Annotated in this window: 12 protein-coding genes and 1 pseudogene; 7 read left to right on the top strand and 6 right to left on the bottom strand. The window is 49.6% G+C overall.

Going from position 1 to position 13492, the window contains the following annotated elements:
- Positions 1 to 3: 3 nt before the first annotated feature.
- The 4 genes from hypD (at position 4) to QQF33_RS12450 (ending at position 4786) form a co-directional block, all read left to right on the top strand.
- A complete protein-coding gene (gene hypD, locus QQF33_RS12435) occupies positions 4 to 1125 on the top strand; it encodes a hydrogenase formation protein HypD (RefSeq protein WP_285157889.1) in 1122 nt (373 codons plus the stop codon).
- The gene (gene hypE, locus QQF33_RS12440; protein WP_285157890.1) at positions 1122 to 2132 is read left to right on the top strand and encodes a hydrogenase expression/formation protein HypE; all 1011 of its coding nucleotides are present in this window, start codon (positions 1122 to 1124) and stop codon (positions 2130 to 2132) included. The genes hypD and hypE overlap by 4 nt, the downstream gene beginning before the upstream one ends.
- Positions 2133 to 2192: 60 nt before the next feature.
- Positions 2193 to 4265: a formate hydrogenlyase transcriptional activator FlhA gene (gene flhA, locus QQF33_RS12445; protein ID WP_285157891.1), complete on the top strand. Its 2073-nt coding sequence runs from the start codon at positions 2193 to 2195 to the stop codon at positions 4263 to 4265.
- Positions 4266 to 4357: 92 nt separating this feature from the next.
- Positions 4358 to 4786, top strand: a complete 429-nt coding sequence (locus tag QQF33_RS12450; protein WP_285157892.1) for a TOBE domain-containing protein — start codon at positions 4358 to 4360, stop codon at positions 4784 to 4786.
- A gap of 27 nt (positions 4787 to 4813) precedes the next feature.
- Here the strand turns inward: QQF33_RS12450 and QQF33_RS12455 are convergent, their stop codons facing one another.
- Positions 4814 to 5158: a nitrous oxide-stimulated promoter family protein gene (locus QQF33_RS12455; protein WP_285157893.1), complete on the bottom strand. Its 345-nt coding sequence runs from the start codon at positions 5156 to 5158 to the stop codon at positions 4814 to 4816.
- A gap of 187 nt (positions 5159 to 5345) precedes the next feature.
- Between QQF33_RS12455 and QQF33_RS12460 the strand changes: the two genes are divergently transcribed.
- Both QQF33_RS12460 and QQF33_RS12465 read left to right on the top strand, forming a co-directional pair.
- Positions 5346 to 5576: a SymE family type I addiction module toxin gene (locus tag QQF33_RS12460; protein ID WP_282492825.1), complete on the top strand. Its 231-nt coding sequence runs from the start codon at positions 5346 to 5348 to the stop codon at positions 5574 to 5576.
- 325 nt (positions 5577 to 5901) lie between these two features.
- Complete coding sequence (locus tag QQF33_RS12465; RefSeq protein WP_285157894.1) at positions 5902 to 6519, top strand: Fic/DOC family protein; 618 nt, start codon at positions 5902 to 5904, stop codon at positions 6517 to 6519.
- On the opposite strand, the gene QQF33_RS12470 is transcribed toward QQF33_RS12465, so the two are convergent.
- The 5 genes from QQF33_RS12470 to QQF33_RS12490 all read right to left on the bottom strand — a co-directional run bounded on the left by QQF33_RS12470 (position 6516) and on the right by QQF33_RS12490 (position 12743).
- Positions 6516 to 6686 carry a hypothetical protein gene (locus tag QQF33_RS12470; protein WP_000069461.1) on the bottom strand — a complete coding sequence of 57 codons (171 nt, stop codon included), beginning with the start codon at positions 6684 to 6686 and terminating at the stop codon, positions 6516 to 6518. The genes QQF33_RS12465 and QQF33_RS12470 overlap by 4 nt on opposite strands.
- A gap of 398 nt (positions 6687 to 7084) precedes the next feature.
- Positions 7085 to 7837 carry an HNH endonuclease family protein gene (locus QQF33_RS12475; RefSeq protein WP_285157895.1) on the bottom strand — a complete coding sequence of 251 codons (753 nt, stop codon included), beginning with the start codon at positions 7835 to 7837 and terminating at the stop codon, positions 7085 to 7087.
- 56 nt (positions 7838 to 7893) lie between these two features.
- A complete protein-coding gene (locus tag QQF33_RS12480; RefSeq protein ID WP_285157896.1) occupies positions 7894 to 9456 on the bottom strand; it encodes an AAA family ATPase in 1563 nt (520 codons plus the stop codon).
- Between the two features lie 9 nt (positions 9457 to 9465).
- Positions 9466 to 11208, bottom strand: a complete 1743-nt coding sequence (locus QQF33_RS12485; protein ID WP_285157897.1) for a restriction endonuclease subunit S — start codon at positions 11206 to 11208, stop codon at positions 9466 to 9468.
- Positions 11208 to 12743: a class I SAM-dependent DNA methyltransferase gene (locus tag QQF33_RS12490; RefSeq protein WP_285157898.1), complete on the bottom strand. Its 1536-nt coding sequence runs from the start codon at positions 12741 to 12743 to the stop codon at positions 11208 to 11210. The genes QQF33_RS12485 and QQF33_RS12490 overlap by 1 nt, the downstream gene beginning before the upstream one ends.
- A 441-nt stretch (positions 12744 to 13184) precedes the next feature.
- Here QQF33_RS12490 and QQF33_RS12495 point away from each other — a divergent pair.
- Positions 13185 to 13421 (top strand): annotated as a pseudogene (locus tag QQF33_RS12495) (tyrosine-type recombinase/integrase); the annotation flags it as partial.
- Positions 13422 to 13492: the final 71 nt, after the last annotated feature.

Genomic DNA, 13492 nt, shown 5'->3' on the forward strand with positions numbered 1-13492 from the left:
ACCATGCGCTACGTTGATGAATATCGCGCCCCGGAACAGGTGATGCAGCTGATCGCGCATCTGAAAACGCGCGCTTCGCTGCTGGAGTACACCGCCGCGCGCCCGCTGCGCATCATGGAAGTGTGCGGCGGCCACACCCATGCCATTTTCAAATTCGGCCTCGACCAGCTCCTGCCCGATAACATTGAATTCATTCACGGCCCCGGCTGCCCGGTGTGCGTCCTGCCGATGGGCCGCATCGACAGCTGCATTGAGATTGCCAGCCAGCCGGAGGTGATCTTCTGCACCTTTGGCGACGCCATGCGCGTGCCGGGGAAAAATGGTTCGCTGATGCAGGCCCGCGCGCGCGGCGCGGATGTGCGGATCGTCTACTCGCCGATGGATGCCCTCAAGCTGGCGGCGGAGAACCCGGCGCGTAAAGTGGTCTTTTTCGGCCTCGGGTTTGAAACCACCATGCCCGCGACGGCCATCACCCTCCAGCAGGCCAAAGCGCAAAATCTCACGAACTTTTTCTTTTTCTGTCAGCACATTACGCTGATCCCCACCCTGCGCAGCCTGCTGGACGAGCCCGACAACGGCATCGATGCGTTTCTGGCGCCGGGTCACGTCAGCATGGTGATTGGTACCGGGGCCTACGGTTTTATCGCCGCCGACTATCATCGCCCATTAGTGGTTGCTGGATTCGAACCACTTGATCTACTACAAGGCGTGAACATGCTGGTTGAGCAGAAAATAGCAGCCCTGAGTACGGTGGAAAATCAGTATCGCCGCGTGGTCCCCGATGCGGGCAACCGGCTGGCACAAGAGGCCATCGCCGAAGTGTTTAGCGTCGAAGGCGACAGCGAATGGCGCGGGCTGGGGCTGATTGCCGAATCCGGCGTCCATCTGACCGAGGCCTATCAGGCATTCGACGCCGAAGCGCATTTTCGGCCTGTGCCGCAGCAGGTGTGCGACGCCCCTCGCGCCCGGTGTGGCGCGGTGTTAACCGGTAAATGCAAACCGCATCAGTGCCCGTTATTTGGCAACACCTGTAATCCGCAAACCGCGTTTGGCGCGCTGATGGTCTCTTCCGAAGGAGCCTGCGCCGCGTGGTATCAGTACCGCAATCAGGAGTGTGAAGCATGAAGACGGTGGAAATGGCCCACGGCAGCGGCGGACAGGCGATGCAGCAGCTGATTGGTCAGCTGTTTATGTCCGCCTTCGACAACCCATGGCTGGCAGAGCAGGAAGATCAGGCGCGTATCGCGCTCTCATCCCTGACCGCCCAGGGCGATCGGCTGGCGTTTTCCACCGACAGCTACGTCATCGACCCGCTGTTTTTCCCCGGCGGTGATATCGGCAAGCTGGCGGTGTGCGGCACGGCGAACGATGTGGCGGTGAGCGGGGCGATCCCTCGCTTCCTCTCCTGCGGTTTTATCCTCGAAGAGGGGCTGCCGATGGAGACCTTAACCGCCGTCGTCCACAGCATGGCGCAGACCGCGCGCGATGCGGGCATCGCCATCGTCACCGGCGACACCAAAGTGGTGCAGCGCGGCGCGGCGGACAAACTCTTTATCAATACGGCAGGCATGGGCGCGATCCCTACGGAAATCCACTGGGGCGCACAGCAGCTCGCGGTTGGCGATGTATTGATGGTCAGCGGGTCGCTGGGCTGTCACGGCGCGACGATCCTGAATCTGCGCGAAGGACTGGGGCTGGACGGCGAACTGCAGAGCGACTGCGCGGTGCTGACGCCGCTTATCCAGACGCTGAGCGACTGCCCTGGTGTCAAAGCCCTGCGCGACGCGACGCGCGGCGGTGTGAATGCCGTGGCCCACGAATTCGCTGCCGCCAGCGGCTACGGAATTGAACTGGTCGAAAGCCAGCTGCCCGTCAAACCGGCGGTGCGCGGCCTGTGCGAACTGCTGGGTCTGGATCCGCTCAACTTTGCCAACGAAGGCAAACTGCTGATTGGCGTGGAACGCGCTCACGCCGAAGCGGTTCTGGAAAAACTGCGCGCCCATCCGCTCGGGCAGAATGCCGCTATCATTGGTGAGGTGGTTGAACGCAAAGGGGTGCGACTGACTGGCCTGTATGGCATCAAACGCACGCTGGATCTCCCGCACTCGGAACCGTTACCCCGAATTTGCTAGAACCACGCGAAAAGTGGTCAGCACTGTTTCTCTTTTTTTGCCAGTTTCTTTGGAAGCGATATGTCGTATACACCGATGAGTGATCTTGGACAGCAAGGGCTGTTTGATATTACGCGCACACTTTTACAGCAGCCCGATCTGGGTTCACTGAGCGATGCGCTCACCCGGCTGGTCAGGCAGTCTGCGCTGGCAGACCGCGCCGCGATTGTGCTCTGGAACAGTACCAGCCAGCGTGCGAGCTACTTTGCCACGCGCGACAACGGCAAGCCCGTCGAATATGAAGATGAAACGGTGCTGGCGCACGGCCCGGTGCGCCGTATGTTGTCGCGCCCGGACGCCCTGCACTGCAACTTTGAGGAGTTTCGTCAGGCCTGGCCGCGGCTCGCCGACAGCCCGCTGTATTCGCCCTTCGGTCACTACGGCCTGCTGCCGCTGGCAGTGGATGGCCGCATCTTTGGCGGCTGCGAATTTATCCGCAATACCGATCAGCCCTGGAGCGAAGCGGAATACGAGCGCCTGCATACCTTCACCCAGATCGTCAGCGTGGTTGCGGAGCAGATCCACAGTCGCGTCACGGATAACGTCGATTACGACTTGCTGAGCCGCGAGCGCGATAACTTCCGCATTCTGGTCGCCATCACCAACGCGGTACTCTCCCGGCTGGACATGGACGAGCTGGTGAGCGAAGTCGCCAAAGAGATCCATCACTACTTTAAAATTGACGCCATCAGCATCGTGCTGCGCGGTCATCGCAAGGGCAAACTGACGATTCACTCCACGCACTATCTGGATGAAACCAACCCGGCCCACGAGCAGAGCGAAGTCGACGAAGCGGGAACGCTCTCCGAGCAGGTGTTCAAAAACAAAGAGATGCTACTGCTTAACCTCAGCGAGCGCGACGAGCTGGCGCCCTACGAGCGGATGTTGTTCAACTCCTGGGGCAACCAGATCCAGACTCTGTGCCTGCTGCCGCTGATGTCCGGCAACACCATGCTCGGCGTGCTGAAACTCGCCCAGTGCGAAGAGCACATCTTCACCACCACCAATTTAAAACTGCTGCGCCAGATCGCCGAGCGCATCGCCATTGCGCTCGATAACGCCCTGGCCTATCAGGAGATCCACCGCCTGAAAGAGCGGCTGGTGGACGAAAACCTGGCCCTGACCGAACAGCTGAACAACGTCGACAGCGAATTCGGCGAGATCATCGGCCGCAGCGACGCCATGTTCAGCGTGCTCAAACAGGTCGAGATGGTGGCCCAGAGCGACAGCACGGTGCTGATCCTCGGCGAAACCGGCACCGGGAAAGAGCTGATCGCCCGCGCGATCCACAACCTCAGCAACCGCAACAGCCGCCGGATGGTGAAAATGAACTGCGCGGCGATGCCGGCAGGCCTGCTGGAAAGCGACCTGTTTGGTCACGAGCGCGGCGCGTTTACCGGAGCCAGCACCCAGCGCATTGGCCGTTTTGAACTGGCGGATAAAAGCTCGCTGTTCCTCGATGAAGTGGGCGATATGCCGCTGGAGCTGCAGCCAAAATTGCTGCGCGTATTGCAGGAGCAGGAGTTCGAGCGTCTCGGCAGCAACAAGCTGATCCAGACCGACGTGCGCCTGATCGCCGCCACCAACCGCGATCTGAAAAAGATGGTCGCCGATCGCGAGTTCCGTAACGATCTCTACTATCGCCTGAACGTGTTCCCGATTTGCCTGCCGCCGCTGCGCGAGCGTCCGGACGATATTCCGCTGCTGGTTAAAGCCTTTACCGCCAAAATCGCCCGTCGGATGGGACGCAATATCGACAGTATTCCGGCGGAAACTCTGCGCACGCTTTCCGCGATGGAGTGGCCGGGCAACGTGCGCGAGCTGGAAAATGTGATTGAGCGGGCGGTGCTGCTCACGCGCGGGAACGTGCTGCAGCTTTCCCTGCCGGAGGTCATGGTTTCACAGGAACCGATGCCGGTGGCAGAGCGCCCACAAGAGGGCGAAGACGAATATCAGCTGATTGTCCGCATCCTGAAAGAGACCAACGGCGTCGTCGCCGGGCCGAAAGGTGCCGCGCAGCGTCTGGGGCTGAAACGCACCACCCTGCTTTCGCGCATGAAACGCCTCGGGATTGAGAAGGATATGCTGGTCTGATTCACACCCTCTCCGGGGGGAGAGGGTTTCCTTTCAAATTCATGTTATAAATTTCCCGGTACATCCCATTCAACTGTTCTCCAGGAGGTAACATGTCTGTTTCCGCACGCAACCAGCTCGCCGGTACCGTCAGCGCCACATCGCACGGTGCCGTTAACGATGAAGTTGAACTCACCCTGACCGGCGGTGCAAAACTGGTGGCGATCGTCACCACCAGCAGCAAAGAGGCGCTGGGTCTGGCACCGGGGAAAGAAGCGATTGCGCTGATCAAAGCGCCGTGGGTGACGCTGGCGACGGAAGAGTGCGGCCTGAAGTTTTCCGCGCGTAATCAGTTCGCAGGTGCGATCAGTCAAGTGACCGAAGGTGCGGTTAACGCCACGGTGCATGTGAAAACTGATGCAGGGTTTGAAATCGTTGCAGTGGTCACCAACGAGAGCCGCGAAGAGATGCAGCTTGCGGCGGGTAAGCGCGTTATCGCCCTCGTAAAAGCGTCTGCCATTCTTATCGCCACCCGCGCATAATCCTCAGTTGCCGTACGGTGTGCGGCGCTATTTCTTTGGGCGGTACTTTTCCGGCAACTCCGGCACCGGACGGCGATCGTCAATCAGATGGCGAATCGTCAAAATCGGGTGTCGCCATAACATCCGTGGCCCGGCCCAGCGCATCACCTGCTTCATCTCTTCCCGTTTCGCGGGCTGGTAGCAGTGAACGGGACACTGTTTGCAGGCGGGTTTTTCTTCGCCAAACACACACTTATCCAGACGTTTATCAGCATAGGCGTTCAACGCCTGATAATGCCCCACCTCGCGCGATGCCTCAGGGCATTGCCGCGCATACAGCGCAATCATTTTGCTGATGGTCTCTTTTTCGCGAGAGATGCGTTTTCCTGACATGTCACGTTACCGGTCAATAAAGTGCATTTATAATACATTTTTATAGCCCCCGTTTCAGCCCGTTTCATTATTTGCATTCCATTTTCTGAAGACCGCTTCCAGTTTTAAACCTATCCTTGCCGCATTTTACTGGTATTTTATACAGGTAAATTTAATGCCACCTGGCCGCTGTTAAGGGAGTTTTTTTATGTCAGAAATGATCGCTGTTCAGCCGCAACGCCATCTTAAAGTGGGCTACTTCAGAAAGCGCCACGAAGATCGGAACACCAAAATCCCCAAACGCTATAGCGTACACGCCGCATTAAGCCTGAAAGGCGACTGGCTGGAACAGGCAGGATTTAAAACCAATTCGCAGGTCCGGGTGGTGGTAGAGCACGGAAAATTACTCATTGAGCTCATGGATAAACCGGTGGCGTAAACTCTCGACTTTTTACTGCGCCTGGTCATTTTTTCATGCGACAATAGAGGGAATTAACGAGCTGTTGGCCGCTCAAAACGCAACAATTTCAAAGAAATGGATATCATAACTCCATGAGCACAATCGACAATTTAACCGCGCATACCCCGATGATGCATTGGTGTGTTGACGCTGATTAATAACGATTATTGTCCATCAGAGAATAAAAACCACATTTTAACCTACACTTTTGTAACTATCTGATTTTACGAATATTGTTTACTGTACTCATCCAGCGTTATAATCCCTCTGTTTTTCCATCCCTCTAATAACACAGGGCATCTCCATGAGCCGATATCATGTATCCAGCAGTGAAGGCCAGTATGAGAAAGACTCTGGCGAGCAGGTTTTGGCTAATAAGCTGGGGATCGCTACTTCTGATGAGATGGATGAGGCTGAACTTGTCCTGTTAGAACAACTCTACCAGTCCGTTTTTGAAGAACAGTTCCCGGAAGGACGGCTCAGCGTAGCCATGCTAAAAAGCTGGCATCGCCGCTGGTTAGGCAACATCTACGAGTGGGCTGGACAAGAAAGAGCGGTTAATATCAGCAAAGGCGGCTTTATGTTTGCCCCCTCAGCACAGTTGCCAAAACTGCTGAACGAATTCGACACTAAGTATCTGGCTCAATACACACCGTGTAGCGGTATGGACGAAGAACAACTCATCACCGCTATCGCCATCACCCATGTCGAGCTGATACTTATCCATCCATTCAGAGAGGGAAACGGACGCCTGTCGCGACTGCTAGCCGACGTGATGGCCGTTCAGGGTGGGTACAAACCGCTGGATTATCAAAGCTGGGAGCAAAACAAAACCCAGTATATCTCGGCTATCCATGCAGGTGTATCAATGGACTACGAGCCGATGAAACACTGGGTCGGTGAGGCATTAAGAAGGTGTTAAACCGCAAGACGCAAATGAGCAAATTTTTTGCGTGTGGCTTCAAGTGAAGCTTCGATCTTCGCGGATGACTGCCCTGTTTCAACAGCCGTAGATGTTGCTACTGAGCGAACGATATCAGCACGAGATGGCTTAGCGTAGCTTGCCTGAGTTTTTTTGTTGTTGCTCATAATTACTCCTGAAAAGCAGAATCTGGGCTGAAAGACATCGTTCAAACAGTATACCAAAATTTCTACGCAAATTCACTGCAAGCCCTGTCAAAAGACTCACTCAACGGGCAAGTCCTTTAAGTAATACATCAAGTATAAATCGGGTGACTAACGAGCAACATCCTTATCAGACAGGTAAGCAACTGAATGTTTCTCAAATGCCCCCATGCTTTCAATGACAGCATCAATCGTTTCTTCGCCCAAAAATGCCTTACCACAAACTGGCCAACTGAGATTAAATGTTATGCAGCTAGTCCTTCTCATTTCTTGGGTTTTGTTAACCTATCTTTGGTACTTAGGGTGTAAGAAACGCTCAACGAATTGCGCTGAAATGATCGTTTTTCCAATAAATGCTTACGCTAATCCAAGTTCAGTATGTCTTTCACCTCAGGAAGTTCTCTATGCGCCCGCAAGTACACTACTGCTGCGCGCGATAACTTTTCAGTATCTCTTACCATTCGACGCAACTTAGCTTTGGCTTCTTGCACATTATCGTTAGTCTTTATTTTGCGAACCTGTCTCTCCACTTCTAAGCGTACTATGTTCCTGGCTCTGACTATTCTGCTTTCGTGGAGGTGAAATATTTCAATAGAATTTTGTACTTTTGTTTGCTGCTCTACTGTTGCTGATGGCTTAGCGAGTGGCAGCCCATCGTTATCAAACCAAAGCAACTTCTCATCATCCGGATTGAAAGGATCAAGAAAGTACGGTCGTTCATTGTTCAGTTTGTTTTGGTCCGCAGGTGTAAAGGCCCTCTCGTCTGGGTTTTCAAGTGGGAAACGGCATGCTTTGCCCCCCTCAGTGTCATCGAATACTCTACGACTATTACAGAACGTGCAAGCGCAACGATAATTTTGCCAATCGAATGCTAACCACCAATAACCATCATGTTGTTTATCATCTTCTACCTTATTCTTTGGTCTGAAATGATCAACCGGCATATCTGACCGGATCTCCTCGGCTTCGCAATACCAACATTTTCGCTTTAAAGGCTCTGGTAGCAATTTATAGAATTCACGCCAAATATTTGAGGAAGCGACTCTTTTTAATATCGCTTTCCTTGCTTCTTCGTCCGGGGCGGCAATTAATTCAGCATTTGCTTGCTCAGCCATATCATTCCACGCCTGAGTCAAGCATTCCTCAATCTCATCCTTACAAATCCAACGCATTAATGACTTTCCTCATGTTTGGCGTGGTACTTATTACGAAGAAACTCAAGGTAATCTGGGTCATCCGTTGCCAGGTTGAAACCCAAATGCTCGAGTTGAGCATTAAGCCTAGCCAGGTACTGCTCTTCATCCTCAGGCGGAAATCCTTGCTCCCGAACAAGTTTTTCTTTAGATAAAGTTTCCTTTGCAGCGAGCGCATTTCTGCTTGTAAGCCTTTGGTTAGTATCATCATCAAGAGTAGTCTGCAGACCGAACATATCGCTACGCAAAATTAAGTTAATTCCCATTCCTCGCGGATTTTCATCAGGCATCTTGGCCGATATTTGCTTTTCATCATCGCGTTTCATTACCTGAACTTGCTCTTTCTTCAGCTCGGCAATAGCTAGAGGGTGATGAGTTACCATCAGCAAGTGACTGGTTTCATGATTAGGTACAAATTCATGCAAGAAGTTAAGATATTTAACGGCCCAAGAGGGGTTAAGATGAGTGTCAGGTTCGTCGAGTAAGGATAAGGAATCTTTTCCACCAGTGAACCTGAGTAGGCCCAAGACGGTCAATAGCTGCTGCTCACCTTCGCTGAGTTCACGGAAAGTGAGAGGCTCCGTGCTGCTGGATACTTTCACCCGTATACTAACCTCAGAGATAATTTCTGACAGCAGAGTGCTTTCAAGCATTTTAAACAGTTCGTCAGCACTGAGATCCTTAGCAAATTCATGTAGTGCGTTTACATCAGGTAAAAATAGATGGAAGAACTCATTACGAATATAACTACCTGTTAACGACGTATCTTCTTGACGAGTTACTTTTATCGGTGACAATGTGTGCTGTATCAATTCATCCAAAAAGCGACGAACTACACCTTGTGCTCCCCAGAATAATTCCCCCTTCTGCTTAGCCCACTCAGGTTGGCGCATCACAAAATGAATACTATCCAACCCCTCAATACCCAAATGCTCCTTAATAAACTTGCGCTGAGGACTATTTTCATCTGACAGGAAAAATGCCAAGAGCACAAACTGGCTGTGATAGGGTTTGGCATAAAATAGAGAACGAATATCTGCTTTCAAGTCAAGCTTGTTGTAGAGTAGGTTTCGATAATAATCATCACGATGCTTTCGAAAGTATTTTTCTAATCTATCCGATGGTCCAGAATAATAGGCGAACAGAAAGTTAGGAAGAAACTCTGCTTGTTTGGTTTTCTTATCGCGTTTCACTTTGGAGAAGGGTGTAAGCTTGAAATCCGCTTTGCTATCGTGTTTATCTTTGACATAAACTTGGTATTGCTTTGCTAGCGTTCCGCGGTCTGGATCTGCATCAACCTTAACGTCATACCACTTAACCCCGCCTTCCTCACCTAGTTGATAGTCCAACTCATAAGAAAATGTTGGTGCTTCACCTAAATCAAGATTGCGAAATATAGCAACCAAAGCCTCCAGAACGTTGGATTTACCGGAACCATTACGGCCTACGATAACGGTCATCAAGTGGTTTTCGTCAAAGTCCACTTTCACGTTTTCAAGATTTTTAAAGCGTGAGCGAATATGCAGTTTGTCGACTTTCATGGGCTGTCCTTAGTTCTTTGCTTTATTATTAGCCAAGGCGAACCAATCTTGACTGTCGCCACCGCGCTCAAGCTTTACAATGGACTCTTCGATGGTAAGAGCGTCACGAATATCCAGAAAGAACTGTTCCAGTTGCTCAGTACTGCTATCGTTGGGGTAGCCAGCCGCCGCTAACAACTGCTGACCACTAAGCGGTTCTCCAGCTTGCTTTAACGCTTCAACCACTTTAATGGGTTTACTCATACGGTTACCTTTTTTTTTGTCTACCGCGGGGCGTTTTGGCTTCGGTTGTCTTTTGATAACTTCACGTTCGGCCTTAATTTTTTCCAGCAGGGCTTCGGCGCTGTTTTTTCCGCTGATTAAATCTGGATTAGCGGCGCGCCAGTCAGCAGTAAGATCACCCCGGAAAGCTTTGGCTAAGATGGATTGAGATATTTTATTGACACGATCTAGTGCGGCATTGGCTTTTTGCTCGATGCTATCGGCAAAGTCGAATAGCTGTTCTACATGGCGGACGACTTCGGTTTGTTCCTCGGTTGGAGGAACTGCAATCACTAGGTTGCTTACATCCCCAATCCTATAATGTTTAACGCCTGTACCTACAGCCAATTCTTCTGAACGTTTTCTAAAATTTGGATCCATTAACGAAATAAGTAAAAACTTGGCAGACATGTATCTTTCAACAGGACGAATGAGCATGGTCCTTTGACCTAAACATAACTTATGTTTAGGTGGAATAATTTCTGCTTCACCCATAGGCGCTTCACGTGTAAATATTATATCGCCTGGTTCAGGTGGACAGCGACGAGACCAATATTTGTATGTATCATCAGAGACAAATTTCAAATTATCCCAAATAAATTTACCATCGCGAATATTCGATGTTCTGATTAGGGGGAGGCCAACATTAGAGTATGGGGCTGTTTTGTTATGACAGTCAACGATCATTAATACACAATCTTCAAGTTGGCTCCATGACCACATTTCAGGCAATTTTACTTCATTAAGTTTGGTTTGATTTGAGTATTCTTTGACCCGCTTTAACACGCGCTTAACTTCGTTATGATCTGGATTATTTTTAATCCAAGATTTTTTTTCTTTTTGGATGTTGTGTAGCACATTATCCACACATTCAGTTTCTTCCCTCCACTTCTCCGTCAACTTGCCACTTACAGCCGCAACGAGCACGGATTGGCGAAAAATTTTTAGAATTTTAGGAATGCGTTCGAGGCGGGCTTTGGTGGCTTCAACTTGTGCAAGCAGGGTGTCGAGTTTGTCGGCAATAACTTTTTGCTCAGCCAACGGAGCTAGAACAAAGGGGGCAGTTACCCCATCCTTTGTACCAAGTCGAGGCATATTTACGCCATAGCTCACAGAATTTACAAACTCTAAAAACATTTCGCTTTTTAGCCAGTAAAAGAGGTACCTATTGTCAATATATGGTTCAGCATTTAGAGGAATGATTTCAGTCGAACAAACCCCAGAGTTGTCCGCAATAACAACCTTATTTAAGTAAGGTCGTAGTTTTCCGTAAAGAACGTCTCCTTTACTGAATTTATTTTTTGTGCTTTTAAATGGTCGTGCACTGGCATCTAACCGTTGAATGATCTTCGAGCTATCTTTTTCTATATCTTCAAGTTCAAGTATCCAAGTATCGCCTGTAACGTCAGATAATTCACATTTTTCAGTTTTACCGTAGGAAACTACGTCACCGAGCTGAACTGTCAGCCATGGTAGAGAAGTCACAACCATTATTCAGCCCCTTCCAATGCGACCAGCAAACAACTCAGCTCACTAAGTGCAGCTTCCAATTCTTCTTTTGCCGCCCGTGCCAATATGTCCGGTTCGGGTAAACCAGCTGCACCTACGCTGTTGCTATCTTTCAACCAAGAGATATCCAGTGAGTCAACTTTGTTGTTTGCAATCCACTCACGGCTAAAGCTGCGCCAGCGAGAATGGGCGAGATAATCATCAATGTCCTGATTTTCGTCTACGGCATCTTCATCTACTTCAGTCTCTTGAGCACCAAAACTATATTCACCTTCTGTACGCTTGCTGGTTCCATCAGGGCTGTCACCAAACACTTTCTCGAATGCACCAAGGTGTGGGTCTATGCCTAAGTCCTCTGGTGCAAAGCCAATGTCGGGATTACCAAAGGGCGTGCGCTTACCAAAACTTGGCATATTGGTACGTAGGTCGTATACCCAGACATTTTTAGTACAGTTCTCTTGCTGATATTTGTCTTTGGCGGAGCCTTTGGTAAAGAACAAGACGTTAGTTTTAACGCCTTGAGCGTAAAAAATACCGGTAGGCAGGCGCAAAATAGTATGCAAATTGCACTTATTCATTAAGTCGCGGCGTACATCAGTACCGGCACCGGATTCAAACAGTACGTTATCTGGCAACACTACAGCAGCCCGACCGCCAGCTCTAAGCCCCAAATAAATATGCTGCAAAAAAGCGATTTGCTTATTTGTATTGGGGAATGGAATATCGCTGCGCAAAGGACGCTGTCCCCCAGCCTTATTACCAAAGGGAGGATTGGCTACAATTACATCAGCCTTATCCAATTCCAATGCATCATCAGTCAGTGCATCACCGTAAATAATATTTGCATCTAAATCATGTAGAAAGGTATTCATTAAGCAAATTCGACGAGTATTTTTTTCTATTTCCACCCCTTGATATTTAGGAGAGTTGGATTTGTATTTTTCTCGTGAATATTTAGTTCGAATATAGCTGTCAGCAGAAACTAAGAAACCACCACTTCCCGTCGCTGGGTCTTGGATTAAGTCTCCAAGATTTGGCTGTATTAATCTTACTATAGTGTTAACTAAAGAGCGTGGCGTAAAATACTGCCCAGCCCCCGAACGAGTATCCTGAGCACTCTTATCAATTAATCCGCTGTAGAGATCACCAAATCCATCTTTTCCTACTTGGTGCCACTCTATTTTCGAAATACCGTCGACAACAGCTTTTAAATTCTCAGAATGGGAGAAAACAGTTGTAGGGAATGCGTAAATCTCCCTTATGACTTCATTTTTAACATGCGCCCCCAAGTGGGTGAGCATCTCTTGATAGAACCCTAGTAATCCCTGCTCTTCATGGGACTCTAGATCAGCCCATCGATAGCCTTCGGGTATCAATTTTTCTGAACCATTTTCCTGAGCAATCTTGAGAAACAGTAGATAACTTAGCTCTGAAACATACTGATAATAGGTGATACCGTCACCTCTAAGTATGTTACAGAGATTCCAAATTTTTTGAACGATTGTTTCTTGCTTCATATTTTCAATTAACTCAGGATATAAGTGCGCTCACTTTAAATGAGATTACACCATAACATAATGAAAAGATACAATAATTTCTCCGAATGCCAGCCTAATCTACAAGATCTTAGATAACGTATATCTCGATAGTTAATGCTTTTTCTGAATCAGCAGGTATGGATGGGACCAGTCAGTAACCTCCTCGTATGAAACAAACCCATCTTGTTCCAATGCGCACACACCTGAATGGGTTCTTGCATAATCATACACTGCTCTACTTTCCAGTCCCTGTAACATGTGCGACAACAGCTTTCGGCGCATCACATCTGACTTCCTGCGTTTACGCGACGCCACATCTTTAAAGGTGATGTTGAATAGTTGCCCTATCACATTGGCAACGCATTTGCCGTAACGGTAAGTGGATCACGTTTTACCCGTTATTGACATTACATTAGTTGCCTTAAAAACCTCGGCTGGAGCGGAACTTATAGCCCTCATGCTACCAGAACAACTGGTAGTACGAGATTAAACTAGATGGGTTACAGACCGGATGCCATTGAGGCACAGCTCGCTCATGCAGATACAAATAACGTTCGTCGCACATATAACCATGCGACCTATCTTGAGGAGCGGAAAGTGATGATGCAGGAATGGGCAGATAAACTTGATGTCTGGGTACAAAGAATAACCAAATGAAGCGGGAATTGACCCAATGATTGTCGATTTACTCTTTGGCTACAGCGTGAAGATCGTTACGTCCAAGATTG

It is taken from the genome of Lelliottia wanjuensis, assembly GCF_030238365.1.
GTDB lineage: Bacteria > Pseudomonadota > Gammaproteobacteria > Enterobacterales > Enterobacteriaceae > Enterobacter > Enterobacter wanjuensis.